21 protein-coding genes are annotated in these 23,808 nt (G+C 63.0%); 13 read left to right on the plus strand and 8 right to left on the minus strand.

The genetic code is table 11. The features are described 5' to 3' along the window. Positions 1-6: 6 nt before the first annotated feature. The 5 genes from ssuD to APH34_RS23250 all read right to left on the minus strand — a co-directional run bounded on the left by ssuD (position 7) and on the right by APH34_RS23250 (position 5,228). Positions 7-1,155 carry an FMNH2-dependent alkanesulfonate monooxygenase gene (gene ssuD, locus APH34_RS23230; RefSeq protein WP_054903131.1) on the minus strand — a complete coding sequence of 383 codons (1,149 nt, stop codon included), beginning with the start codon at positions 1,153-1,155 and terminating at the stop codon, positions 7-9. A 60-nt stretch (positions 1,156-1,215) separates the two neighbouring features. Further along, positions 1,216-2,181 (minus strand): sulfonate ABC transporter substrate-binding protein, encoded by a 966-nt coding sequence (locus APH34_RS23235; RefSeq protein WP_054903132.1) that lies wholly within the window; start codon positions 2,179-2,181, stop codon positions 1,216-1,218. An 85-nt stretch (positions 2,182-2,266) separates the two neighbouring features. Continuing rightward, entirely contained in the window at positions 2,267-2,860 is a 594-nt protein-coding gene (gene ssuE, locus APH34_RS23240) for an NADPH-dependent FMN reductase (protein WP_054903133.1), read from the minus strand. Between the two features lie 233 nt (positions 2,861-3,093). After that, positions 3,094-3,732 carry a peroxiredoxin gene (locus APH34_RS23245; protein WP_054903134.1) on the minus strand — a complete coding sequence of 213 codons (639 nt, stop codon included), beginning with the start codon at positions 3,730-3,732 and terminating at the stop codon, positions 3,094-3,096. 167 nt (positions 3,733-3,899) lie between these two features. After that, the gene (locus tag APH34_RS23250) at positions 3,900-5,228 is read right to left on the minus strand and encodes an OprD family porin (protein WP_054903135.1); all 1,329 of its coding nucleotides are present in this window, start codon (positions 5,226-5,228) and stop codon (positions 3,900-3,902) included. 499 nt (positions 5,229-5,727) lie between these two features. Between APH34_RS23250 and tauA the strand changes: the two genes are divergently transcribed. Genes tauA through tauD form a run of 4 tightly spaced genes read left to right on the plus strand, consistent with a single transcriptional unit; the run spans position 5,728 to position 9,236 of the window. Beyond that, positions 5,728-6,699, plus strand: a complete 972-nt coding sequence (gene tauA / locus APH34_RS23255; RefSeq protein ID WP_054903136.1) for a taurine ABC transporter substrate-binding protein — start codon at positions 5,728-5,730, stop codon at positions 6,697-6,699. 31 nt (positions 6,700-6,730) lie between these two features. After that, positions 6,731-7,519, plus strand: coding sequence for a taurine ABC transporter ATP-binding subunit (gene tauB / locus APH34_RS23260; protein WP_054903137.1), 789 nt, complete (start codon positions 6,731-6,733; stop codon positions 7,517-7,519). Next, positions 7,516-8,355 carry a taurine ABC transporter permease TauC gene (gene tauC, locus APH34_RS23265; protein WP_054903138.1) on the plus strand — a complete coding sequence of 280 codons (840 nt, stop codon included), beginning with the start codon at positions 7,516-7,518 and terminating at the stop codon, positions 8,353-8,355. The genes tauB and tauC overlap by 4 nt, the downstream gene beginning before the upstream one ends. Positions 8,356-8,402: 47 nt before the next feature. Continuing rightward, positions 8,403-9,236, plus strand: a complete 834-nt coding sequence (tauD, locus tag APH34_RS23270; protein WP_054903139.1) for a taurine dioxygenase — start codon at positions 8,403-8,405, stop codon at positions 9,234-9,236. Between the two features lie 48 nt (positions 9,237-9,284). Here the strand turns inward: tauD and betT are convergent, their stop codons facing one another. Then, positions 9,285-11,246 (minus strand): choline transporter BetT, encoded by a 1,962-nt coding sequence (betT, locus tag APH34_RS23275; RefSeq protein ID WP_177337051.1) that lies wholly within the window; start codon positions 11,244-11,246, stop codon positions 9,285-9,287. 311 nt (positions 11,247-11,557) lie between these two features. Then, positions 11,558-12,490: a serine O-acetyltransferase EpsC gene (gene epsC, locus APH34_RS23280; protein WP_054903169.1), complete on the minus strand. Its 933-nt coding sequence runs from the start codon at positions 12,488-12,490 to the stop codon at positions 11,558-11,560. Positions 12,491-12,760: 270 nt separating this feature from the next. On the opposite strand from epsC, the gene tcyJ reads away from it, so the two are divergent. From tcyJ to APH34_RS23325, 9 genes are all read left to right on the plus strand, one after another. Further along, complete coding sequence (gene tcyJ / locus APH34_RS23285) at positions 12,761-13,555, plus strand: cystine ABC transporter substrate-binding protein (RefSeq protein WP_054903141.1); 795 nt, start codon at positions 12,761-12,763, stop codon at positions 13,553-13,555. After that, positions 13,552-14,220, plus strand: a complete 669-nt coding sequence (gene tcyL / locus APH34_RS23290) for a cystine ABC transporter permease (RefSeq protein ID WP_054903142.1) — start codon at positions 13,552-13,554, stop codon at positions 14,218-14,220. Before tcyJ ends, tcyL begins: the two co-directional genes overlap by 4 nt. Position 14,221: 1 nt before the next feature. Then, positions 14,222-14,980 (plus strand): L-cystine ABC transporter ATP-binding protein TcyN, encoded by a 759-nt coding sequence (gene tcyN / locus APH34_RS23295; RefSeq protein ID WP_054903143.1) that lies wholly within the window; start codon positions 14,222-14,224, stop codon positions 14,978-14,980. Positions 14,981-15,277: 297 nt separating this feature from the next. Continuing rightward, positions 15,278-16,519: an SfnB family sulfur acquisition oxidoreductase gene (locus tag APH34_RS23300; RefSeq protein WP_054903144.1), complete on the plus strand. Its 1,242-nt coding sequence runs from the start codon at positions 15,278-15,280 to the stop codon at positions 16,517-16,519. A 153-nt stretch (positions 16,520-16,672) separates the two neighbouring features. Continuing rightward, positions 16,673-17,854 (plus strand): SfnB family sulfur acquisition oxidoreductase, encoded by a 1,182-nt coding sequence (locus tag APH34_RS23305; RefSeq protein WP_054903145.1) that lies wholly within the window; start codon positions 16,673-16,675, stop codon positions 17,852-17,854. Continuing rightward, the gene (locus APH34_RS23310; protein ID WP_054903146.1) at positions 17,854-19,245 is read left to right on the plus strand and encodes an LLM class flavin-dependent oxidoreductase; all 1,392 of its coding nucleotides are present in this window, start codon (positions 17,854-17,856) and stop codon (positions 19,243-19,245) included. The genes APH34_RS23305 and APH34_RS23310 overlap by 1 nt, the downstream gene beginning before the upstream one ends. Next, the gene (locus APH34_RS23315; protein WP_054903147.1) at positions 19,238-20,038 is read left to right on the plus strand and encodes a MetQ/NlpA family ABC transporter substrate-binding protein; all 801 of its coding nucleotides are present in this window, start codon (positions 19,238-19,240) and stop codon (positions 20,036-20,038) included. The genes APH34_RS23310 and APH34_RS23315 overlap by 8 nt, the downstream gene beginning before the upstream one ends. A 1-nt stretch (position 20,039) precedes the next feature. Beyond that, complete coding sequence (locus APH34_RS23320) at positions 20,040-21,149, plus strand: methionine ABC transporter ATP-binding protein (protein WP_054903148.1); 1,110 nt, start codon at positions 20,040-20,042, stop codon at positions 21,147-21,149. Further along, positions 21,139-21,783 (plus strand): methionine ABC transporter permease, encoded by a 645-nt coding sequence (locus APH34_RS23325; RefSeq protein WP_054903149.1) that lies wholly within the window; start codon positions 21,139-21,141, stop codon positions 21,781-21,783. The genes APH34_RS23320 and APH34_RS23325 overlap by 11 nt, the downstream gene beginning before the upstream one ends. 60 nt (positions 21,784-21,843) lie before the next feature. On the opposite strand, the gene dibA is transcribed toward APH34_RS23325, so the two are convergent. After that, complete coding sequence (gene dibA, locus APH34_RS23330; protein ID WP_054903150.1) at positions 21,844-23,739, minus strand: phosphodiesterase DibA; 1,896 nt, start codon at positions 23,737-23,739, stop codon at positions 21,844-21,846. Between the last annotated feature and the right edge of the window lie 69 nt (positions 23,740-23,808).

A 23,808-nucleotide genomic window follows, 5' to 3' on the forward strand; every position in this document is an offset into this window, starting at 1 on the left:
CGGCCCTCAGCTCTGCGACACGGACTTGGGCAGGATGTCGTTGGCTACCATCTCGCCGAAGGGGCTCACATAGCCGCCGGTCTTCGGTTGCTCCGGGCGCTGCACGTCGATGTGCGGGAACAGCAGCTCGGCCACGCGGTAGGACTCTTCCAGGTGTGGGTAACCCGAGAAGATGAAGGTATCGATACCCAGGTCCGCGTACTCCTTGACCCGGGCCGCGACGGTCGGGCCATCGCCGACCAGCGCGGTACCGGCACCACCACGCACCAGGCCGACACCCGCCCACAGGTTGGGGCTGACTTCCAGGTTGTCGCGGTTGCCACCATGCAGGGCAGCCATGCGCTGCTGGCCCACCGAGTCGAAGCGTGCCAGCGACGCCTGGGCACGGGCGATAGTGTCATCGTCCAGGTGCGAGATCAGGCGGTCAGCGGCAGCCCAGGCTTCTTCGTTGGTTTCCCGCACGATCACATGCAGGCGGATACCAAAGCGTACTTCCCGGCCTTGGGCAGCGGCCTTCTCGCGCACCTGGGCGATCTTTTCGGCAACGGCTGCCGGTGGCTCGCCCCAGGTCAGGTACAGCTCGACCTGCTCGGCGGCGAGGTCCTGGGCGGCTTCGGACGAGCCGCCGAAATACAGCGGCGGACGTGGTTGCTGGACCGGCGGATACAGCAGCTTGGCGCCTTTGACCTGAATGTGCTTGCCGTCGTAATCGACGTTTTCGCCTTCCAGTACCTTGCGCCAGATGCGGGTGAACTCGACCGAGGCTTCGTAGCGCTCCTGGTGGTTCAGGTGCAGGCCGTCGCCGGCCAGTTCGTCCGGGTCACCGCCGGTCACCAGGTTGAACAGCGCACGGCCGTTGGACAGGCGGTCCAGCGTGGCGGCCTGGCGCGCAGCCACGGTTGGCGAAATGATGCCTGGGCGCAGGGCCACCAGGAACTTCAGGCGTTCGGTAACCGGGATCAGCGACGCGGCCACCAGCCAGGAGTCCTCGCAGGAGCGCCCGGTGGGGATCAGCACACCGCCAAAACCAAGGCGGTCGGCAGCCTGGGCAATCTGCTGCAGGTAGCCGTGATCGACTGCGCGGGCGCCGTCGGAAGTGCCCAGGTACTTGCCGTCACCGTGGGTAGGGAGGAACCAGAAAATATTAAGGCTCATTGGAGTTGTCTCCTCAAGGGTGGCTCAAGCCGGAGCGGCGCCCCGGCGCAGGCGAATCGATCAAGGCGCGCTGGCGACCTTGGCTGGGGGTGTCCAGATCACGTCCTTGATGCTCAGCGGCTTGGGTATCAGCTTGAGCGCCTGGAAGGTGTCGGCGATTTTCTGTTGCGCGGCTACCACCTCGGGCGTCAGCGGCGCGGCTCCGTAGCCTTGGCGCTTGACCGAGGTCAGGGTGATGTCGGCGGGCAGGCCCAGCAGCGGCGCAACCTGGTCGGTCACTTGTTGCGGGTTGGCCTGGGACCATTCACCCACAGCACGGACTTCTTCGATCAGGGCGCTGATCACCGCAGGGTGCTGGGTGGCGTAGTTGCGCGTGGCCAGGTAGAACTGGTGGTTGTCGACCAGGCCCTGGCCGTCACGCAGGGTGCGTGCCTGCAGCTGCTGCTCGGCAGCCGCCTGGTACGGGTCCCAGATGACCCAGGCATCGACGCTGCCACGCTCGAAGGCGGCGCGGGCATCGGATGGGGGCAGGTAGACAGGCTGGATGTCGCTGTATTTCAGGCCAGCGTCTTCCAGCGCGCGCACCAGCAGGTAGTGCACGTTGGAACCTTTGTTCAAGGCGACCTTCTTGCCTTTGAGTTCCTTCACCGACTGAATCGGCGAACCCTTGGGCACCAGGATGGCTTCGCTGTGGGGCGCAGGTGGCTCGTAGGCGACGTAGAGCAGATCGGCGCCGGCCGCCTGGGCAAATACAGGGGGCGTCTCGCCGGTAACGCCAAAGTCGATCGAGCCGACGTTCAAGCCTTCAAGCAACTGCGGGCCGCCGGGAAACTCGGTCCACTGCACCTGTACACCCTGCTCGGCCAGGCGCTTTTCCAGCGTACCCTTGGCCTTGAGCAGCACCAGGGTGCCGTATTTCTGATAACCGATACGCAGGCTTTCTGCCTGGGCTTGGGTAATGGCGCCGAAAGATACAGCCGCCGCAAACAGGGCGACCAGACCGCGACGCAAGAAGACTGTGCGCATGGCGCTCTCCTGTGCGAATGGGGTTCGGGTTGCACCTGCTTGCCTCGTTGACGGGCGAGTAAGGTGGTACAGCGGTAAGGCCGGGTCAGATGCTCCAGCGGGCGCTGATCAGGCGTTCATTGAGTACACCAGGTGCCACGGGGCGCGGCCGACGGGCCAGGGCGACGTGGAATGTTTCCAGCGAATCGTGCAAGCGCTCTTCCAGAGCGGGTGCCAGCTGGGCTGGCTTCGCGCCTTCTCCGTAGGCGATCTGGCTGTCGTCGGCAAAGATCCCTTGCAGGGTCTCTTGGGCCTTGAGTGCCGACAGCACCGGCTTCAACGCGTAATCCACCGCCAGCATGTGGGCGATGCTGCCACCGGTGGCGATGGGCAGCACGATCTTGTGTTCCAGTGAGCGCTCGGGCAGCAGGTCGAGCAACGTCTTCAGGGCTCCGGCGAACGACGCCTTGTATACCGGGGTTGCCACCACCAGGCCGTCGGCCTGGGCTACCAGTTGCTGGAAGTGCTGCACCTGCGGGCTGTCGAAGCGCGCATGGAGCAAGTCCTCGGCTGGAAAGTCACGCACCTGGAAGCTCACCACCTCTACGCCACGGTCCTGCAGCCACTGGCGCGAACGCTCGAGCAGCACGCCGGAGCGTGAACGGGTACTGGGGCTACCACCGATTGAGACGACCAGCATTGGAGCGCTTCCTTGTGTTTTGTTGGGGTGACATTACCAGCCCGGTTATATATCTAGAAATCATATTTTTTCATTTGTTTATTCCATTTTGCTTTTATCGACAGATAGCACGCCTCACGTAAAAGCCGGCCTCTTCCACCGGCTGCGGACTAAAGCGTGCAGGCATAAAAAAGGGCCGTCGAAACGGCCCGAAAATCCCTGCTATGGCTAAGAGCAATGCAACGAGGAATGCGTTAACGGTTAGGTTGCGGGGTCAGCCGCAGATACGGTTTCACAGCGCGATAACCTTTGGGGAAGCGCTGCTTGATCTCTTCTTCGTCCTTGAGCGAAGGCACGATCACCACGTCGTCGCCGTCCTGCCAGTTACCTGGTGTGGCGACCTTGTGGTTGTCAGTGAGCTGCAGCGAGTCGATCACCCGCAGGATCTCGTTGAAGTTGCGCCCGGTACTGGCCGGATAGGTAATGGTCAGGCGCACCTTCTTGTTGGGGTCGATGACGAACAGCGAACGCACAGTCAGCGTGTCGTTGGCGTTGGGGTGGATCAGATCGTACAGCTCGGACACCTTGCGGTCGGCGTCGGCGATGATCGGGAAGTTGACCACGGTGTTCTGGGTCTCGTTGATGTCTTCGATCCAGCGATGGTGCGAGTCGACCGGGTCCACCGACAGGGCAATGGCCTTGACCCCGCGCTTGGCGAAGTCATCCTTGAGCTTGGCGGTCAGGCCCAGCTCAGTGGTGCACACCGGCGTGAAGTCGGCCGGGTGGGAGAACAGCACACCCCAGCTGTTGCCGAGCCATTCGTGGAAGCGGATCTTGCCTTCGCTGGAATCCTGTTCGAAGTCGGGGGCGATATCGCCGAGTTTGAGGCTCATGGGGTGCGGCTCCTGTGCTGTGTTCTGGCCTTGTGAGGTTCAATGTGCCTGCATCTGATTAAAAATAAAAAGAATAAATACTGATTTATTTATAACCATAAGGAACAAGAAATTGCAGGCATAAAAAAGCCTCGCACCAGGCGAGGCTCTTCTGCTGCAGCTACGGCTTACAGAAAGTTGTAAGTGTAGTTGAAGATCAGACGGGTCTGATCCTGGTCAGCCAGCGAGCTGGTGCCAGTGCCACGGTATACGCCGTGACGCAGGCTGGCGCCCAGGCCCTTGAAGGTGCCTTCCTGGATAACGTAGTCGACGCGAGCGTCACGTTCCCATTCGCTGAAGGTACCGTTGCCGTTGGCGTTCTTGCCGTCTTCGCCCTTGAGGTAGGCGATGGAGGCTTTCAGGCCTGGCACGCCCAGACGCGCGAAGTCATACGAGTACTGACCGAAGGTGGTGTTTTCACCGGCCTTGGCGAACTGGTTGATCATGCTGTCGGTGAACAGGTAGAAGCTCGAACCGCCGGCGCCTTCGTTGCGGCCGTTGCCGTCAACTACGCTGCCCTGGTTCAGCCAGACGAAACCACCGTCGTCGTTCACGCGCTGGTGACCGAGCATCAGCGCATGGCCACCCAGGGTGTAGGTGAACATCGCGGACCAGGTCTTGTTATCGACCTCGCCAGCGTTGCGGGCGTAGCCGCCGTTGTTGTTGAAGCGGTAGCCGGCGTCACCGTTCTTGCCATCGCTGCTGCTGTCGAAGTAGCGCAGGTCAGTCTTGAACGATTGGTCCTGATCGATCTGGAACACGTGGGTCAGGCCCAGGAAGTGCTGCTTGTAGTAGTCTTCCAGGTTCGAGTAGTAGTACTGCAGGGTCAGGTCTTTGGTGAGCTTGTAGTCCAGGCCGCCGTAACGGAATTTGTTGCTGTCCTGGGTACCGCCGTTGACCGACAGGCCGGTGCGGTTGCTCGAAGCACGGCCCATGGCGTGGGTCAGCTGACCGGCGTTGATGGTCAGGTTGTCGATTTCCTTCGACTGGATGGTGCCACCCTCGAAGGTCTGCGGCAGCAGACGACCATCGTTGGAAACCAGGATCGGCAGGTTCGGCGCCAGGGCGCTACCGTAGTGAACCTCGGTCTTGGAGAAACGTGCCTTGGCATTACCACCCACGCGCGCCCACTGGCTTACCGCAGAGCCGTCGGTGTCGCTCGGGAAGAAGGAGCTGTTGTCAGGGTGCTTGCCACGGCCGCCATCCAGGTGAATACCCCACAGGGCCTGGACGTCGACACCGAAGCCAACGGTGCCTTCGGTGAAACCGGACAGGTAGTCGAGCTTGAAGCCCTGACCCGATTCACGGTTGTCAGCGCCGCCGTCACGGTTGTCGTTGTTGAAGTACATGGTGCGCGAGCTGAGGGACAGCTTGCTGTCCTCTACAAAACCGGCAGCGCCTGCTTGTTGGGCGAGAACCCCCAGTGCCACGGCCAGAGCCAGGCTGGACTTGTACATGTTTTGCTCCTCTACGTTCTAATTCTTGTGTATCTCTGGCGGTGGGATCTACTGCCCCGCTCACCGTGGATTGGCGATTTAGTCCCAAACTGTGACCAATAAGTCAATCGTTACTGAACATTTCACGACTTTGGTCTAAGACGCCACCTGCGCTACAGGATAATGACAATCCTATAAATCCAAAATGACCGTTTTATGAATTTGTAAGATTTTTACGGAATATGTTCGGAACCATTACTGCCAAAAGCTGTATCGGCAGGGGCTTCTGATAACGTTAGGTTATTTGCAAACGATTGCTCATAACCTTATTCCTCATCGTTCTGTGAAGGGGCCAAGCCTAGCAGCCCACCGAAATTTCGCCATTGAGGTCGGGGCAACCCCTTCCACGCTTAAGGCATTTGGCTCCTAAGCTAATTCTAAAACGTTATTTATTTAACATTTCTTAGATCATTTAGTCTCTCGCCATCCACCCCACTGATTGCTGACGAGAGGTTCAACCATGATCCCGCACGCGCCCCTGCGCCTGTTCGCCGCCCTGACCCTCGCCGGCACCAGCTGGTTGGCACAGGCTGCCGACCTGACCGTTGCCTACCAGACCACCGTCGACCCAGCCAAGGTGGCTCAGGCCGACGGCGCCTATGAAAAAGCCAGCAAGGCGGATATCGCCTGGCGCAAGTTCGATAACGGTGCCGACGTGATCACCGCCGTTGCCAGCGGCGACGTGCAGATTGGTTACCTGGGCTCCAGCCCGTTGGCCGCTGCCGCGACCCGCAAGCTGCCGGTCGAGACCTTCCTGATCGCCACCCAGATTGGCGCTGGCGAGGCACTGGTCGCCCGCGACAGCATCAAGACCCCACAAGACCTGATCGGCAAGAAAGTCGCCGTACCGTTCGTTTCCACCGGCCATTACAGCCTGCTGGCAGCGCTCAAGAGCTGGAACATCGACCCATCCAAGGTGCAGATCCTCAACCTTGCACCCCCAGCGATCATTGCCGCCTGGAAGCGCGGCGACATCGATGCCACCTACGTCTGGGACCCAGCCCTGGGTGTGGCGAAGGAAAACGGCAAGGTGCTGATTACCTCCGGCGAGCTGGCCGAAAAAGGCGCACCGACCTTCGACGCATGGATCGTGCGCAAGGACTTTGCCCAGAAGCACCCCGACGTGGTCAAGGCCTTTGCCAAGGTCACCCTCGACGCCTACGCCGACTACCGCAAGGACCCAAAAGCCTGGCTGGCCGATCAGAACAACGTGACCAAGCTGGCCAAACTGTCCGGTGCCAAGGCCAGCGATATCCCGGTGCTGCTGGAAGGCAACGTCTACCCGCTGGTGGCCGACCAAGCCAACGCGCTGGGCGCACCAACCACCAAAGCGCTGACCGACACCGCCAACTTCCTCAAGCAACAAGGCAAGGTCGACGCCGTACTGCCGGACTACTCGCCGTACGTGAGCGCAAAATTCCTGCCCAATTGAATGTTCCTTCCTAATTGATCCGGAGCCTGTCATGGCCTTGCTCGAGCTGGAGCGCATCAGCGCACAGTACCCCGGCGCCAGCACCCCGGTGCTGGCCGACATCAACCTGAGCCTGGGCCCACGCCAGCTGCTGGTGGCCCTGGGGCCATCGGGCAGCGGCAAGACTTCGCTGCTCAACCTGATTGCCGGCTTCGTCGCCCCCAGCGGCGGGCGCATCACCCTCGACGGCGTGCCGGTGCAAGGCCCCGGTGCCGAACGCGGCGTGGTGTTTCAGGACGATGCCCTGCTGCCGTGGCAGAACGTACTGGGCAATGTCGCCTTCGGTCTTGAGCTGGCCGGCGTGCCACGCCCACAACGGGAAGCCAAGGCCCGTGAAATGCTCGCACTGGTCGACCTCGATGGGTTTGGCGAGCGGCGTATCTGGCAATTGTCCGGCGGCCAGAAGCAGCGCGTGGGCCTGGCCCGCGCACTGGCGGCCGACCCGAGGGTTCTGCTGATGGACGAACCCTTCGGTGCGCTTGATGCCTTTACCCGTGAGCAGATGCAGGAGCTGTTGCTGCAAGTCTGGCAGCGCACCGCCAAACCAGTGTTCCTGATTACCCACGACATCGAGGAAGCCGTGTTCCTCGCCAGTGAGCTGGTGCTGCTGGCGCCCAACCCCGGCCATGTGGTCGAGCGCCTGCAACTGGACTTCGGCCAGCGCTACGCCGCCGGTGAGTCGGCTCGGGCGATCAAGTCCGACCCACGTTTCATCGAAACCCGCGAGCATGTGCTGGCGCGGGTGTTCTCCCAACGCCAAAGCCTGCAGGAGCGCGCATGAGCAGCCTGGATCTGCCGGTCGCCGGCAAGCACGACACTCAACCCCGGCCAGCCGCAAAGGCCCGCCGTCAGCTGTCCACCCGCTGGATCAGCACCCTGACCCTGGCCAGCCTGTTGCTGGTCTGGTGGCTGGTGACCGCCGCCGGCTGGATCGAACCCCTGTTCCTGCCTTCGCCTGGCGACATCCTGGCCAGAGCCTGGACCTTGCTCACCCAAGGCTACATGGACGCCAGCCTGTGGCAGCACCTGGGTGCAAGCCTGGGCCGCATCGGCCTTGCCTTGGTCGCCGCCACCCTGACCGCCATCCCGGTCGGTATCGCGATCGGCTACAACCGCGTTGCCCGCGGCATCCTCGACCCGCTGATCGAGTTCTACCGGCCGATTCCGCCGCTGGCCTACCTGCCGCTGATTGTCATCTGGTGCGGTATCGGTGAGCTGTCCAAGGTGCTGCTGATCTACCTGGCAATCTTTGCGCCGATTGCCATCGCCACCGCCACCGGTGTGCGCACTGTCGACCCAGCCAAGCTGCGCGCCGCGCAGTCTCTGGGCGCCACCAAGGCGCAGTTGATCCGCCACGTGATCCTGCCCAGTGCCCTGCCCGACATCCTCACGGGCATTCGCATCGGCCTGGGTGTGGGCTGGTCGACACTGGTCGCGGCCGAGTTGATCGCCGCCACCAGCGGCCTGGGCTTCATGGTGCAATCGGCGGCGCAGTTCCTGGTCACCGATGTGGTGGTGCTGGGCATCCTGCTGATTGCCCTGATCGCCTTTGCCCTGGAGATGGGCCTGCGCGCCCTGCAGCGCAAACTGGTGCCCTGGCATGGGCAGAGCCACTGAATTCGACTGACCACGCCGGCAGACCGGCGCCTAGAACGAGAACCGACATGAGCCTGACCATCACCCCCCTCAGCCCGGCGCTTGGTGCCCAGATCAGCGGCGTGGACATCAGCCGTGAAATCACGCCCGAGCAGCGTGACGCCATCGAGCAGGCGCTGCTCCAGCATCAGGTGCTGTTCTTCCGCGACCAGCCGATCACACCTGAGCAGCAAGCGCGTTTCGCTGCCCGCTTCGGCGATCTGCACATTCACCCGATCTACCCGAACGTGCCAGAAACCCCACAGGTGCTGGTCCTCGACACGGCGGTCACCGACGTGCGCGACAACGCCGTGTGGCACACCGACGTGACCTTCCTGCCAACCCCGGCGCTGGGCGCAGTACTCAGTGCCAAGCAGCTACCGGCTTACGGTGGCGACACCTTATGGGCCAGTGGCATCGCGGCGCTCGAGGCCCTTTCGGCGCCGCTGCGGGCGATGCTCGACGGCCTGACCGCAACCCATGATTTCACCAAGTCGTTCCCGCTCGAGCGCTTCGGCACCACGCCAGAGGACCTCGCCCGCTGGGAGGCTACCCGGCGCAACAACCCGCCGCTGTCGCACCCGGTGGTCCGCACCCATCCGGTGAGCGGGCGCAAGGCGCTGTTCGTCAACGAAGGGTTCACCACACGGATCAACGAACTGAGCGAGCTGGAGAGCGAGGCCCTGCTCAAGCTGCTGTTCGCCCATGCGACACGGCCGGAGTTCAGCATTCGCTGGCGCTGGCAGGAAAATGACGTGGCGTTCTGGGACAACCGTGTGACCCAGCATTTTGCGGTGGATGATTACCGGCCGAACCGGCGGGTGATGCACCGGGCGACCATCCTTGGTGATGCGCCGTTCTGACAACGGCGGCCTAGCCGGCGAAAGGGCCGCAAAGCGGCCCCTGGCCCTCTACCTGACCAGATGCAGGAACTGCATGTGCCGCTCGTACTGGTCCAGGATGTCGTTGATGATCTGCTCCTTGCTGTAGCCCACCAGGTCGTAGTTCTGGCTGCCTTCGCTCAAGTGCACTTCCGCCCGATAGTAGCGGCGATTCTTCAACTCCTGCGTGCCCAGCCCACCCAATGCGAACGATGGGGTGAAGTAGCCACGCATCTGCACCTGGTAGATGAACGGCTGCTCTTCGCCATGGCCAACTTTCAGGCTGACGTTGTCATGGCTTGGGTCGTCCTGGGTCACCAGCACCAGGCCCTTCTGCTCGAACACTTCGCGGACGTCGGCAATCGCCGGGCGCACCACGTCATCCATGAAGCGGTATACCTCATCGCGTGAAGGGAAGTGCACGGCCTGGCTCAACCGTTGGCGCCAGCCTCCGCGCCCGCGCCTGGATTGCGCGAACGGCGCCAGCGAATGCATCTGCGCGATCTGCCGCTGGCCTTCAAGGTAGAACGCCTTGTGCAGCCCCCACATCATGCACAGCAGGATCAGCGAGAACGGCAGCGAGGTCAGCACCACCGCCGACTTCAATGAGTCGATGCTGCCCGCGAACAGCAAGCTGCTGGTAATCAGCGCGGTCATCGCCCCCCAGAAGATACGCAACCAGTTCGGCCCGTCTTCGTCAGCGTCACCGCCCTTGGCAGACAGGGTCGACAACACCACCGTGCCCGAGTCGGCCGAGGTGACGAAGAACACAAAGCTGATGAACACCGTGACGGCGATCACCGTCTTGCTCCACGGGTAGGTTTCCAGCAGCAAGTACAGGCTCCTGGACGGATCGTCCAGCGCCGACTGACCCAGTGCGGTCATGCCGTGGTTGATGACCTGGTCCAGTGCGCTGTTGCCGAAGATCGACATCCACGCCAGGGTGAAACCCAGCGGGATCAGCAGCACGCCGAAGACGAACTCACGAATGGTCCGACCGCGTGAAATACGGGCGATGAACAGCCCCACGAAGGGCGCCCAGGCAATCCACCAGGCCCAGTAGAACACTGTCCACCCACCCAGCCAGTCGCGGTTCTCACCGTAGGCGTAAACGTCGAAGCTCTTGCGCGGCAAGGCGCCGAGGTAATCGCCAAGGTTCTGGATCAGGGTGTTGAACAAATGCTGGGTCGGGCCTGCGAACAGCACGAACAACAGCAGGGCGCAGGCCAGGAACAGGTTGATGTCGCTCATCACCCGCACGCCCTTCTCGACCCCCGCCACCGCCACGGCCACCGCCGCGCCCATCATCAGGGCGATGAGGGTGACCTGCACCCACTGGCTATGGCTGATGCCGAACAGGTAGTCCAGGCCTGCGTTCAGGTGCAGTACCCCAAAGCCCATGTCGGCCCCCAGGCCGAACACTGTGGCGATGATACCGAAGCCGTCCACCGCATAACCGATCGGCCCATTGATGCGCTTGCCGATCAGGGGGTATAACGCCGAACGCAGGGCCAGCGGCAGGTTGTGGCGATAGGCGAAATAGGCCAGCGCCATGCCGACGAAGGCGAACACGCCCCATCCATGCAGGCCCCAGTGCAGGAACAGTATCTGCATCGCCTGGCGCCCAGCCTCGGCCGTGCCCCCCTCACCCTGCGGGGGCTGTAGCATGTGCGTAAGCGGCTCGGAAACACAGAAGAAGAACAGCGTGATACTGATGCCGGCGGCAAACAGCATGCCGGCCCAAGACAGGTAGCTGAACTCTGGTTCGTCGTGGTCGGCGCCAAGCTTGATCTTGCCGTAGCCGGACAAGGCGGTGACCACCACGAAGACCAGGTACAGGGTCATGGCCAGCATGTAGTACCAGCCGACCGTGTTGGCCGCCCAGTTCTGCGCTGCCAGGAGCCATTCACCCGCTGCTTGCGGTTGCGAGATGATCACCAGGCCGAAGATGAGGATGAAACTCGCCGCAAAATAGAACACCGGGGGGTTCATGCGGATCTTGCCATTGGCAAGGGAAGGGGTCGGTGCAGTCATGCTTCATGCACCTCGTCGAATGACGTGAGGTTCGGATTGAACGGGTTCAGCAAAGGAATCCTCCTGTTGAACACCGGCAGCGGACCAGCGTTTTTTCGTTGAACAAGCGTTCAAGTTAAACATGGATCGGCATTTGATGCGACCCGGGGTGCTGGCCGGTGCGCCATGTTCGCCCTATCACCGGCAAGCCAGCGCTCACACGCACGTTGGACTCGCTGCGGGAAGCGGCTTGCCGGCGACAGGGTCGGTATGGGCAAAAAACCCTCGGGTCAATGCTTGTCCTGGCAATCCAACTGTAGATTGGCCTGGGTGATGTTGCTCTGCGCCGGCACACTCCGGGTTAGCCACACATTGCCGCCAATGGTCGAACCCTTGCCAATGGTGATCCGCCCCAGGATGGTAGCGCCGGCGTAGATCACCACATCGTCCTCGACGATCGGGTGGCGGGCCAGGCCCTTGTGCAGCGTCCCCGACTCATCACTGGGGAAGCGCTTGGCGCCCAGGGTCACGGCCTGATAGATCCGCACGCCCTCGCCGATGATCGCCGTTTCGCCGATGACCACACCCGTACCATGGTCAATGAAGAAGCTCGGGCCAATTTGCGCACCGGGGTGGATGTCGATGCCAGTCGCCGAGTGCGCCAGCTCCGAGCTGATCCGCGCCAGCAGCGGCAGGCCCGCCTGGTACAAGTGGTGAGCCAGGCGGTGGTGGATGATCGCCAGGATGCCCGGGTAGCACAGCAGTACTTCATCGACGCTGCGCGCCGCCGGGTCGCCGTGATAGGCCGCCAGCACATCGGTGTCGAGTAGCACCCGCAGGCCCGGCAAGGCGGCGGCAAAATCCTGGATCAGGCGCAGCGCGTGGGCATCCACGGCGGCCAGGTCGGCCTTGCTCTGACGTGCCGCGTAACGCAATTCCAGGCGGGCCTGGGCAAGCAAGGCCGTCAACGCGGCATCGAGGGTGTGACCAACGTAGAAGTCTTCGCTCTCTTCGCGCAGATCGACCGGCCCCAGGCGCATCGGGAACAGCGCTCCGCAGAGCTGTTCGAGAATCTGCCGCATGGCCTCTCGCGAGGGCAACTCGCGCCCGCCCTGCTCGCCAATGCTTCGGCCATTGCGGCTGCGCCACTGCTCACGGGCGCCGCGCAAGCCGCTGACGATGCTCTGCAACTGCCAATGCGCGGATGATGGTTGTTCGCTCACGGTGATCTCCTGCCAGGGCCATTCAGTCATTTTGCAAACCACTTTACGGCAAATCAGCCCCTTGGAAAAAACAACGCTTTATTCCATCCTGCGCTAAGTCAGGCATAAGCAGCGATGACGGACCCGGCATCCTGGCCTACCCTTCAAAGCAGCAAGCGCCTGGGGAAAACATAAAAAGTAATAACAAAATAATTTTTTATTATTTCCTGGCCTAACAGGCCAACCCTATAGTCGCCACCCACCACTACCACAACAAGCGCGGGGCCTGACATGTCGAAATTCGCCAAACCGCTTCTCAATGCCAGCCTGGCCATTCTGCTGGGCGCGGGTCTGTTCAGCCACGCATTCGCAGGCGAACAACTCAAGACCATCCAGGAAAAGGGCGTGATCAACGTCGGCCTCGAAGGCACCTACCCGCCGTTCAGCTTCCAGGACGAAAATGGCAAGCTGACAGGCTTCGAGGTCGAACTGTCTGAGCTGCTGGCCAAGGAGCTGGGGGTCAAGGCCAAGGTCCAACCGACCAAGTGGGACGGCATCCTCGCCGCTCTGGAGTCCAAGCGCCTGGATGTGGTGATCAACCAGGTGACCATCTCTGAAGAGCGCAAGAAGAAGTACGACTTCTCCGAGCCCTACACCATCTCCGGCATCCAGGCGCTGATCCTGAAGAAGAAAGCCGCGGACCTGAACATCCACAAGGCCGAAGACCTGGCAGGCAAGAAGGTCGGTGTGGGCCTGGGCACCAACTACGAACAGTGGGTCAAGAAGGACGTGCCGCAAGCGGACGTGCGCACCTACGAGGATGACCCGAGCAAGTTCGCCGACCTGCGCAACGGCCGCATCGACGCCATCCTGATCGACCGTCTGGCTGCGCTGGAGTACGCGCAGAAAGCCAAGGACACCGAGCTGGCGGGCGATGCCTTCTCGCGTCTGGAAAGCGGCGTAGCCCTGCGCAAAGGCGAGCCTGAGCTGCTGGCTGCGATCAACAAGGCACTGGACAAGCTCAAAGCCGACGGCACGCTGGCCAAGCTGTCCGAGAAATACTTCGGTGCCGATGTCACTAAATGATCGCTGAAAGCCTGCAACTGGTTGTCGACTCCGCACCCTTCCTGCTCAAGGGTGCGGGTTACACCGTGCTGCTGAGTGTCGGCGGCATGTTCTTCGGCCTGGTGCTGGGCTTTGCCCTGGCACTGATGCGCCTGTCGAAGATCTTGCCGCTGAACTGGCTGGCACGCATCTACGTCTCGTTCTTCCGTGGCACGCCGCTGCTGGTGCAGCTGTTCGTGATCTACTTCGGCATGCCGCAGATCGGCATCGAGCTCGACCCGATCCCGGCATCGCTGATCGGCCTGTCGTTGAACATGGCCGCGTACATCTGCGAGATCCTGCGTTCGGCCATTTCCTCGATCGACCGGGGCCAGTGGGAAGCTGCCGCCAGCATCGGCATGACCCGCACCCAGGCGATGCGCCGGGCGATCCTGCCGCAGGCGTTGCGTACCGCACTGCCGCCCTTGGGTAACAGTTTCATCTCGCTGGTCAAGGACACCGCGCTGGCGGCGACCATCCAGGTGCCGGAGCTGTTCCGCCAGGCACAGCTGATTACCGCCCGCACGTTCGAGGTATTCACCATGTACCTGGCGGTGGCAGTGATCTACTGGATCCTCTGCAGCATCCTCGCGCACTTCCAGAACCGCATGGAAGCGCGGGTCAACCAGCACGACCAGGAGCAGTGAGATGATCGTAGTAGAAGGCCTGACCAAGCAGTTCAAGGGCCAGACCGTGCTCAACGGCATCGACCTGACCGTGCAGCCCGGCGAAGTGGTGGCCATTATCGGCCCCAGTGGCTCGGGCAAGACCACCTTCCTGCGCTGCCTCAACCTGCTGGAAACACCCGATGCCGGGCGTATCCAGATCGGCGACATCAGCATCGATGCGAACCGCCCGCTCGGTGGCCAGCAGAGTGCTATTCGCCGTTTGCGCCAGCAGGCCGGGTTCGTGTTCCAGAGCTTCAACCTGTTCCCCCACCGTACCGCGCTGGAAAACGTCATCGAAGGGCCGGTGATCGTCAAGAAAACCCCGCGCGCCCAGGCCATCGAACTGGGTCGCAAGCTGCTGGCCAAGGTCGGCCTGGCAGGCAAGGAAGACGCCTACCCCCGGCGCCTGTCCGGCGGGCAACAGCAGCGCGTGGCCATCGCCCGGGCACTGGCCATGGAGCCGGAGGTGATCCTGTTCGATGAACCCACCTCGGCGCTCGACCCAGAACTGGTCGGTGAAGTGCTGGCGACCATCCGCGGCCTGGCCGAGGAAAAACGCACCATGATCATCGTTACCCACGAAATGAGCTTCGCTCGCGATGTGGCGAACCGGGTGATCTTCTTCGACAAGGGCGTGATCGTGGAACAGGGCGAAGCCAAAGCGTTGTTCGCCAGCCCCAGGGAAGAACGAACGCGGCAGTTCTTGCGTAAGTTTCTCGGGACAGCGGCTTCCGAGTAGCCCAACCCCACACGCACACCACGGTTTTCAAGCACTGCGCAGCCGGTAGGGGCAAACTTGCCGGCGACAGGGCCAACCTCTGCGAAGCCGATCCCCGCTTCTATATATATTCCAAAGAGTTAGTTCATAAACTTTTGATAAGCCATTAGGGTATATAAACCGGACCACCGGACCAGCAAACGTCAGTCGCCATCAGCTGCAGCGACGCATCCACTTTGTGAGGTTAGGAATGGTCAGGATCACAATCACCCCAGTGCGTATCGCCAGGGCATTGAGTGCAGCCAAGGAGCGGTACTGATGTCCAGCCAGCCAAATACCCGCTTCCATAGCGATCTCGACAGCTCGCCCCTGCTGCTGCCGGCCAAGGTACTGCGCAACGATGCCGAAGCCCTGCAAGCGGCCCGCGAACTCGCAGACGCCGCCCGCGAACAGGCCGCGCGTCGCGACCAGCAACGCAAGTTACCCTGGGCCGAGATCGAACAGTTCACCCGCAGCGGCCTGGGCAGTATCAGCGTCCCCAAAGCCCATGGCGGCCCCGATGTTTCGTTCGAGACCATCGCCGAGGTGTTCCGCATCATCAGCGCTGCCGACCCGGCATTGGGGCAGATCCCGCAGAACCAGTTCGGCATGCTGCAGCTGCTGCGCCTGACTGCCACCGAGGCGCAGCAGGCGCTGATCTTCCGCAGCGTGCTGGACGGCTGGCGCATCGGCAATGCCGGGCCCGAGCGCGGCACCAAGGACACCCTGACCCTCAAGGCACGGATCACCCGCGACGGCGACAGCTATTGCATCAGCGGCGAGAAGTTCTACTCCACCGGCGCCCTGTTCGCCCACTGGGTGGCTGTCAAGGCGCTGGACGACGAAGGCCGGCAGCGCCTGGCGTTCGTGCGCCGGGGCTCCCCGGGGCTGCGCATCGTCGATGACTGGTCGGGCTTCGGCCAACGCACCACGGCCAGCGGCACCGTGTTGCTCGACCGGGTGCCGGTCGATGCCGACCTGGTGATCGACAACTGGCGCCAGCGCGACACGCCCAATATTCAAGGCGCAGGGTCGCAACTGATCCAGGCCGCCATCGATGCCGGCATCGCCGAGGCCGCGATCGAAGACACCATCCGCTTCGTGCGCGAGAAGTCGCGACCCTGGATCGAGGCCAAGGTCGAACGCGCCAGCGATGACCCTTACGTTATTGCCGACATCGGCCGCCTGAAACTCGAGCTGCACGCTGCCCAGGCGCTGCTGCGCCGGGCTGCGCGGGTCCTCGACGAAGTCAATGCCGCCCCCATCGATGCGGCCGCCGCGGCGCGCGCCTCGATTGCCGTGGCAGAGGCCAAGGTGCTCACCACTGAGATCTCGCTGCAAGCCAGCGAGAAGCTGTTCGAGCTGGCCGGCAGTCGCGCCACCCTTGCCGAGTTCAACCTCGACCGCCATTGGCGCAACGCCCGGGTGCACACGCTGCACGACCCCGTGCGCTGGAAGTACCACGCGGTGGGCGCTTACCACCTGAACGGCACCCTGCCTGCGCGGCATTCCTGGATCTGAATTTGGCCCTTGGGGTTGCTGTGCAGCCCATTCGCAGCTCAGGCCCGCGTCCACAGAGATCTCAAGAAACCTGAGGTCAACGCTGTACCTGTGGCAGCGGGCTTGCCCCGCGAATGGGCCGCACAGCGGTCCCCAGAGGCCCCGGAGAACACCATGACAACAACCGTTATCACCACAGACACCCAGGCCCTGGCCATCGCCGAGCAGGTCGCCGAGCAACTGCGCCGCGACAGCATCTTGCGCGACCGGGAGCGCCGCCTGCCCCACGCCGAGCTGGACCTGTTCACCCGCTCCGGCCTGTGGGCGATCAGCGTGCCCAAGGCCTTTGGCGGTGCCGGCGTGTCCAATGTCACCCTGGCCAAGGTCATTGCCCGCATTGCCCAGGCAGACGCCTCCTTGGGGCAGATACCGCAAAACCACTTCTATGCCCTGGAAGTGCTGCGCGTAAACGGCAGCCCCGAACAACAGCAACGCCTTTACGCCGAAGTGCTGGCCGGCCGACGCTTTGGCAACGCCCTGGCTGAGCTGGGTACCAAGACCGCCCATGACCGCACTACCCGCCTGACCCGCGACGGCGACGGCTACCGCATCAACGGCCGCAAGTTCTACGCCACCGGCGCCCTCTACGCCCAGCGCATCCCAACCTCGGTAGTGGACGAACACGGTGTGCAGCTGCTGGCCTTCGTACCCGCAGACAGCCACGGCCTGCAGGTGATCGACGACTGGAGCGGCTTTGGCCAGCGCACCACCGGCAGTGGCTCGGTGGTGTTCGACAACGTGTTTGTCCGCGCCGAGGACGTGGTGCCATTTCAATCGGCTTTCGAACGCCCTACCCCGGTCGGCCCGCTGGCGCAGATTCTTCACGCGGCCATCGACACCGGCATTGCTCGCGCAGCCTATGAAGATGCCCTGCACTTCGTCCGCACCCGTAGCCGGCCGTGGGTCGACTCAGGCCTGGACAAGGCCAGCGAAGACCCGCTGACCCTGAAGAGCTTCGGCCACCTGACGATCCGCCTGCACGCCGCCGAGGCGTTGCTCGAGCGGGCGGGCGAATACCTCGACCGTGCCCAGGCCGACAGTACTGCCGACACCCTTGCAGCGGCGTCCATTGCAGTGGCCGAAGCACGGGCGATCAGTACCGAGATCTCCCTCGCTGCCAGCACCACGCTGTTCGAGCTGGCCGGCAGCCAGGCCACCCTGGCTGAACACAACCTCGACCGCCACTGGCGCAACGCCCGGGTACACACCCTGCACGACCCGGTGCGCTGGAAGTACCACGCCATCGGCAACTACTACCTCAACGACGAAAACCCACCGCGCCGGGGGACCATCTGATGGCCAAGCAGATTTTGCTCAATGCCTTCAACATGAACTGTATCGGGCATATCAACCACGGTCTGTGGACCCATCCACGGGACAACTCCACCCAATACAAGTCCCTCAGCTACTGGACCGACCTGGCGCGCCTGCTGGAACGTGGGCTGTTCGACGGGCTGTTCATTGCCGATATCGTCGGCACCTACGATGTCTACGGCAAGTCGCTGGACGTGACACTCAAAGAGTCCATCCAGCTGCCGGTCAACGACCCTCTGCTCCTGGTCTCGGCCATGGCCGCCGCCACGCGCCACCTGGGCTTTGGCCTGACCGCCAACCTCACCTACGAGGCGCCGTACCTGTTCGCCCGGCGGCTTTCCACCCTTGACCACCTGAGCAATGGCCGGGTCGGCTGGAACATCGTCACCGGTTACCTAGACAGCGCCGCCCGCGCCATGGGCCTGGAGCACCAACCCGAGCACGACCGCCGCTACGACCAGGCCGATGAATACCTGCAAGTGCTGTACAAGCTGCTCGAAGGCAGCTGGGCTGACGATGCAGTGGTCGAAGACCGGCAGCGGCGGGTGTATGCCGAACCCGAAAAGGTGCGCAAGGTCAGCCATCTTGGCGAGTTCTACAAGGTCGAGGGCTACCACCTGTGCGAACCCTCCCCCCAGCGCACCCCGGTGCTGTTCCAGGCGGGCAGCTCGCCGCGTGGTCTGGCGTTCGCCGGCAACCATGCCGAATGCGTCTTCATCAGCGGCCAGGACAAAGCCGCCACCCGCGCCCAGGTCGACAAGGTACGCGCCGCTGCCCAGGCGGCGGGGCGCGACCCACAGGCGGTCAAGGTTTTCATGGGGATCACGGTGATCGTTGCCCCCACCGAGCAGCTGGCACAGGCCAAGTACGCAGAGTACCTGCGCCATGCCAGCCCCGAAGCCGGCGTGGCTCATTTCGCTGCCTCCACCGGCATCGACTTTGCCGCCTATGAACTGGATGAGCCGATCGGCGCCAGCAAGGGCAACGCCATCCAGTCGGCGACCCGCCAGTTACAGGAAAATGCCTGGACCCGCCGCCGCCTGCTGGAGCAGCACGCCCTGGGCGGGCGCTACGTGACCTTGGTCGGCTCACCCGAACAGGTCGCCGAACACCTGATCGCCTGGATCGATGAAACCGGCCTGGACGGTTTCAACCTGACCCGCACCGTCACCCCCGAAAGCTACGAGGACTTCATCGACCTGGTGGTCCCGCAACTGCAACAGCGCGGCCGCTACAAAACCGCCTACGCCGAAGGCACCCTGCGCGAAAAGCTGTTCCAGAGTGACCACCCGCACCTGCCTGTCGACCACCCCGGCTCGCGCTACCGCCACGCCGCCACCCCTGCCAAGACTGGAGTCCCGCATCATGCTTGAGAACCTGTTCCGGCCCGTCGCGGCCCTCGCCCTCACCCTTGGCCTGGCCGGCGTGGCCCTGGCTGCCGAGCCGCTGAAGGTGGGCACCACCGCTGCCTTCGCCATTCCGCTGGAAGCCGCAGTGGAAGAAGCCCACAAGCAGGGCCTTGAGGTGAAGCTGATCGAGTTCAGTGACTGGATCGCACCCAATGTCAGCCTCAACAGCGGCGACATCGACGTGAACTACTTCCAGCACATCCCCTTCCTGGAAAACGCCAAGGCCGCAGCTGGCTTCAACCTGGTGCCGTTCGCCCCCGGCATCATCAACAACGTCGGGCTCTACTCGAAGAAGTACAAAAGCTTCGCCGAACTGCCCGAAGGCGCCAGCGTGGCCATTGCCAACGACCCGATCAACAGTGGCCGCGGCTTGCAGCTGCTGGCCAAGGCTGGGTTGATCACGCTCAAGCCCGGGGTGGGCTACAAGGCCACCGAGGACGATATCGTCGCCAACCCCAAGAAGCTGAAAATCCTCCAGGTGGAAGCCGTGCAACTGGTGCGCGCCTATGACGATGCCGACCTGGTGCAGGGCTACCCGGCCTATATCCGCCTGGCCAACACCTTCGACGCCACCTCGGCACTGCTGTTCGACGGCCTGGAAAACAAGGAGTACGTGATCCAGTTCGTCATTCGCCCGCAAAGCAAGGACGACCCGCGCCTGGCCAAGTTCGTTGACATCTACCAGCATTCGCCAGCCGTGCGCGCAGCGCTGAACAAGGCCCATGGCAGCCTCTACCAAGCCGGCTGGGAAGGCTGACATGAGCCCGGCCAGCGCCCTCAGGGCGCCCACCGCTCAAACCGCGCCGCCACCGGCTCGGGAGCAGGCCTTGCGTCCAGAGGTCAACGAAGCCCATGTCCGCTTCGTTGGCTTCGGCAAGACCTACCCGGGCCAGGCGCAGCCAGCGTTGCAAGGCATCGACCTGAACATCCGCAAAGGGGAAATCTTCGGCATCATCGGCCGCAGCGGCGCAGGAAAATCGTCGCTGCTGCGCACCATCAATCGCCTGGAACAACCCAGCGAGGGCCGGGTACTGATCGACCAGGTCGACATCGGATCGTACGATGAAGACCGCCTGGTGGCGCTGCGCCGCCGCATCGGCATGATCTTCCAGCACTTCAACCTGATGTCGGCCAAGACCGTGTGGCAGAACGTCGAACTGCCGCTGAAAGTGGCCGGCGTGGCCAAGGCCGAACGCCAGCGCAAGGTGCGCGAGCTGCTCGAACTGGTCGGCCTGCAGGAAAAGCATCACGTCTATCCCGCGCAGTTGTCTGGCGGCCAGAAGCAGCGGGTCGGTATCGCCCGGGCGTTGGTGCATGACCCCGACATTCTCCTGTGCGACGAGGCCACCTCGGCACTGGACCCAGAAACCACGGCCTCGATCCTCGAGCTGCTGCGCGATATCAACCGGCGCCTGGGCCTCACGGTGGTTCTGATTACCCACGAAATGGCCGTGATTCGCGACATCTGCCACCGTGTCGTGGTGCTCGAACGCGGTGAAGTCGTCGAGCAGGGCGAGGTCTGGCGAGTGTTCGGCACGCCGCGTCATGAGGTCACCCGTACCCTGCTGGCACCGTTGCAGGCCAAGCTGCCTGCGGCGTTGCAGGCAAGCCTGCGCGCAAGCCCGGTGGGCCGTGACAGCGCGGTGGTGCTCAAACTTTCGGTGCTCGGTGAGCCCGCGCTGTCGGACCTGTTCAATGACCTGGGCGGCCGCGTGCGCCTGCTCCAGGGTGGCGTGGAAACCATCGGTGAGCATGCCCTAGGGCAACTGATCGTATCGGTCCAGGGTTCACCCCACGACACCCATCAATTGCTCGAACGTGCCCGCCGCTGGGCTGAAGACGTAGAGGTACTGGGCCATGTGGTTTGATCGTTTGCTCGAGGGCTTGCTCGACACCCTGTTGATGGTCGGCGTCTCTTCGCTGATTGCCCTGCTGGTGGGCGTGCCCATGGCAGTACTGCTGGTGACCAGCGACAAGGGCGGCATCTTCGAGGCACCGCTGTTGAACCGGGTGCTGGGTGCTTTCGTCAACCTGTTCCGCTCCATCCCGTTCCTGATCCTGATGGTCGCGCTGATCCCGTTCACCCGCCTGGTAGTCGGCACCACCTATGGCGTATGGGCCGCGGTCGTGCCACTGACCATCGCCGCCACGCCGTTCTTCGCACGCATTGCCGAGGTGAGCCTGCGTGAGGTTGACCATGGCCTGGTGGAAGCCGCCCAGGCCATGGGCTGCCGGCGCTGGCACATCGTTTGGCATGTGCTGCTGCCCGAGGCGCTGCCGGGGATCGTGGGTGGCTTCACCATCACCTTGGTGACCCTGATCAACTCGTCGGCGATGGCCGGGGCGATCGGTGCCGGGGGCTTGGGGGATATTGCCTATCGGTATGGGTATCAGCGCTTCGACAGCCAGATCATGCTGACCGTGATCGCCATGCTGGTGGCGTTGGTGGCGGTGATTCAGGTGGGGGGTGATCGGTTGGCGAAGGGCTTGAACAAGCGCTAGGCCAAGGGCCGCTTCGCGCCCCATCACGGCAAGTCGGTGAAGGGGCGCGAAGCAGCCTGCTCAATCCCAGTGCAGTTCCGCCGCCGGCACCGGCCGCCCAAACCAGTACCCCTGCCCCAGCTGGCACTGCTGCTCGAGCAGGAACCTGGCCTGCTCGGCTTGCTCGATGCCCTCGGCATGCACCTGCATGCCCATGCTTCGGGCCAGGGCGATAATCACCCGCACAATGGCGATGTCATCATCATCCAGTGGCAGCCCGGCGACGAAACCCTGGTCGATCTTCAGCTTCTGTACCGGCAGGCGCTTGAGCCGCAGCAGTGACGAATAACCGGTGCCGAAGTCATCGATGGCCAGGCTCAGGCCCAGCTCGCGCAACCGGTGCAACTGCTCCAGCGCGACTTCCGGGTCTTCCATCACCGCGCTTTCGGTCACTTCCAACTCCAGCAAGGCCGGATCCAGCCCAGTGTCATGCAGCACGTCGGCCACCTGCTGGTACAAGTCCCGCTGGCCGAACAGCCGGCTGGAGATGTTCACCGCGACGAACGTCAGCTCGCGCCCGTCAGCTTGCCACTGAACCATCTGCTGGCACGCCTGGCGCAGCACCCAGGCATCGATTTCGGCAATCAACCCGGACCGCTCGGCGATGGGGATGAACGCCCCGGGCGGCACCAGGCCACGCAACGGGTGCTGCCAGCGGACCAGCGCTTCCACCCCGACCATCCTCGACGTGAACAAGTCGTGTACCGGCTGGAAGAACACCCGCAGCTCATGCTGCGCCAGCGCCCGACGCAACTCGCCTGCCGTTTCCACACGGTGCTGGGCGTGGGCTGTCAGCTCTTCGGTGTACAACGCGTAACAGGCCCGGCCATTGGTCTTGGCCTTGAACAGCGCGGAGTCAGCGTTGCGCAGCAACTGCTCGGCGCTCAAGGCATCGCTTGGGAACAGGCTGATGCCCACGCTGACGCTGATGAACAGCCGATGCCCTTCGAATTCGAAGGGTTCGCGCATGCGTTCGATGAGGGTCTGGGCCAGCTTGCCGGCCTGGCCGACCTGTTGGCAGTTCTCTGCCAGCACGCCGAACTCATCGCCGCCCAGGCGTGCCAGGGTCACGCCGCTGCCCAGCTCCTCGTTCAGCCGCTCGCCTACCAGCTTGAGCAGTTGGTCGCCAATGGTATGGCCCAGCCCATCGTTGATGCTCTGGAAATGATCCAGGTCGAGCAGCAACAAGGCGCAGCCCCGCTTGTTGGCCTGCGCCGAGGCCAGGGCCTGCTCGAGGCGGTCGTTGAACAGCAAGCGGTTGGGCAGGCCGGTGAGCGGGTCGTGGTGGGCCAGGTAGGCCAGTTCCTGCTCGGTATGGCGGATGGCACTGATATCGCTGAACACGGCCACGTAATGGGTCAGTTCACCGCTGTCGTCACGGATGGCGCAGATCGTCTGCCACTGTGGATAGATTTCGCCGCTCTTGCGCCGGTTCCAGATCTCGCCGCTCCATTCGCCCTTCTCGGCCAGCGTGGCGAAGATCTGCTGATAGAACGGTGCGCCGTGGCGGCCGGACTTGAACTTGCTCGGGCGCTGGCCAAGCACTTCGTCCTGTTGATAGCCGGTGATACGCATGAACGCGCGGTTGACGTGCACGATCAGGCCCTGACGGTCGGTCACCAGTACGCCTTCAAGCGTGCTGTCAAATACTGCCGCGGCCATGCGCAGGCGCTCGCGATCCTCACTGCGCAGGCGCGCACCGACGCCGATGAAGTTGAGCAGGCGGGCGCGGGAAACGAAGATCAGCAGCGCACTGACCAGTACCCACACCACTACATTGATCTGCCGCCCCACGGTCAATGCCAGCGGGTCTTCAGACATACTGCGCAGTACCACCTCCGACAGCACCAACCAGAGGATCGAGAGCACCACATACAGCGCGGCCATGCGCAAGGCGTCGCGAACAGAAACAGACATGTCGGGGGAAAAAGCCCATGAAAAAGAATGGGGCATTATAAAGGCAGAAACATGCCGTGACGCCCTATC

Origin of the sequence: Pseudomonas sp. NBRC 111131, assembly GCF_001320525.1 — a bacterium.
In the GTDB taxonomy this organism is placed as follows: domain Bacteria; phylum Pseudomonadota; class Gammaproteobacteria; order Pseudomonadales; family Pseudomonadaceae; genus Aquipseudomonas; species Aquipseudomonas ceruminis.

Excerpts from the sequence above, each read along its gene's own strand:
- ssuD (WP_054903131.1), bottom strand. The coding sequence starts at position 1,155 with ATGAGCCTTAATATTTTCTGGTTCCTCCCTACCCACGGTGACGGCAAG.
- APH34_RS23235 (WP_054903132.1), bottom strand. The coding sequence starts at position 2,181 with ATGCGCACAGTCTTCTTGCGTCGCGGTCTGGTCGCCCTGTTTGCGGCG.
- ssuE (WP_054903133.1), bottom strand. The coding sequence starts at position 2,860 with ATGCTGGTCGTCTCAATCGGTGGTAGCCCCAGTACCCGTTCACGCTCC.
- APH34_RS23245 (WP_054903134.1), bottom strand. The coding sequence starts at position 3,732 with ATGAGCCTCAAACTCGGCGATATCGCCCCCGACTTCGAACAGGATTCC.
- APH34_RS23250 (WP_054903135.1), bottom strand. The coding sequence starts at position 5,228 with ATGTACAAGTCCAGCCTGGCTCTGGCCGTGGCACTGGGGGTTCTCGCC.
- tauA (WP_054903136.1), top strand. The coding sequence starts at position 5,728 with ATGATCCCGCACGCGCCCCTGCGCCTGTTCGCCGCCCTGACCCTCGCC.
- tauB (WP_054903137.1), top strand. The coding sequence starts at position 6,731 with ATGGCCTTGCTCGAGCTGGAGCGCATCAGCGCACAGTACCCCGGCGCC.
- tauC (WP_054903138.1), top strand. The coding sequence starts at position 7,516 with ATGAGCAGCCTGGATCTGCCGGTCGCCGGCAAGCACGACACTCAACCC.
- tauD (WP_054903139.1), top strand. The coding sequence starts at position 8,403 with ATGAGCCTGACCATCACCCCCCTCAGCCCGGCGCTTGGTGCCCAGATC.
- betT (WP_177337051.1), bottom strand. The coding sequence starts at position 11,246 with ATGAACCCCCCGGTGTTCTATTTTGCGGCGAGTTTCATCCTCATCTTC.
- tcyJ (WP_054903141.1), top strand. The coding sequence starts at position 12,761 with ATGTCGAAATTCGCCAAACCGCTTCTCAATGCCAGCCTGGCCATTCTG.
- tcyL (WP_054903142.1), top strand. The coding sequence starts at position 13,552 with ATGATCGCTGAAAGCCTGCAACTGGTTGTCGACTCCGCACCCTTCCTG.
- tcyN (WP_054903143.1), top strand. The coding sequence starts at position 14,222 with ATGATCGTAGTAGAAGGCCTGACCAAGCAGTTCAAGGGCCAGACCGTG.
- APH34_RS23300 (WP_054903144.1), top strand. The coding sequence starts at position 15,278 with ATGTCCAGCCAGCCAAATACCCGCTTCCATAGCGATCTCGACAGCTCG.
- APH34_RS23305 (WP_054903145.1), top strand. The coding sequence starts at position 16,673 with ATGACAACAACCGTTATCACCACAGACACCCAGGCCCTGGCCATCGCC.
- APH34_RS23310 (WP_054903146.1), top strand. The coding sequence starts at position 17,854 with ATGGCCAAGCAGATTTTGCTCAATGCCTTCAACATGAACTGTATCGGG.
- APH34_RS23315 (WP_054903147.1), top strand. The coding sequence starts at position 19,238 with ATGCTTGAGAACCTGTTCCGGCCCGTCGCGGCCCTCGCCCTCACCCTT.
- APH34_RS23320 (WP_054903148.1), top strand. The coding sequence starts at position 20,040 with ATGAGCCCGGCCAGCGCCCTCAGGGCGCCCACCGCTCAAACCGCGCCG.
- APH34_RS23325 (WP_054903149.1), top strand. The coding sequence starts at position 21,139 with ATGTGGTTTGATCGTTTGCTCGAGGGCTTGCTCGACACCCTGTTGATG.
- dibA (WP_054903150.1), bottom strand. The coding sequence starts at position 23,739 with ATGTCTGTTTCTGTTCGCGACGCCTTGCGCATGGCCGCGCTGTATGTG.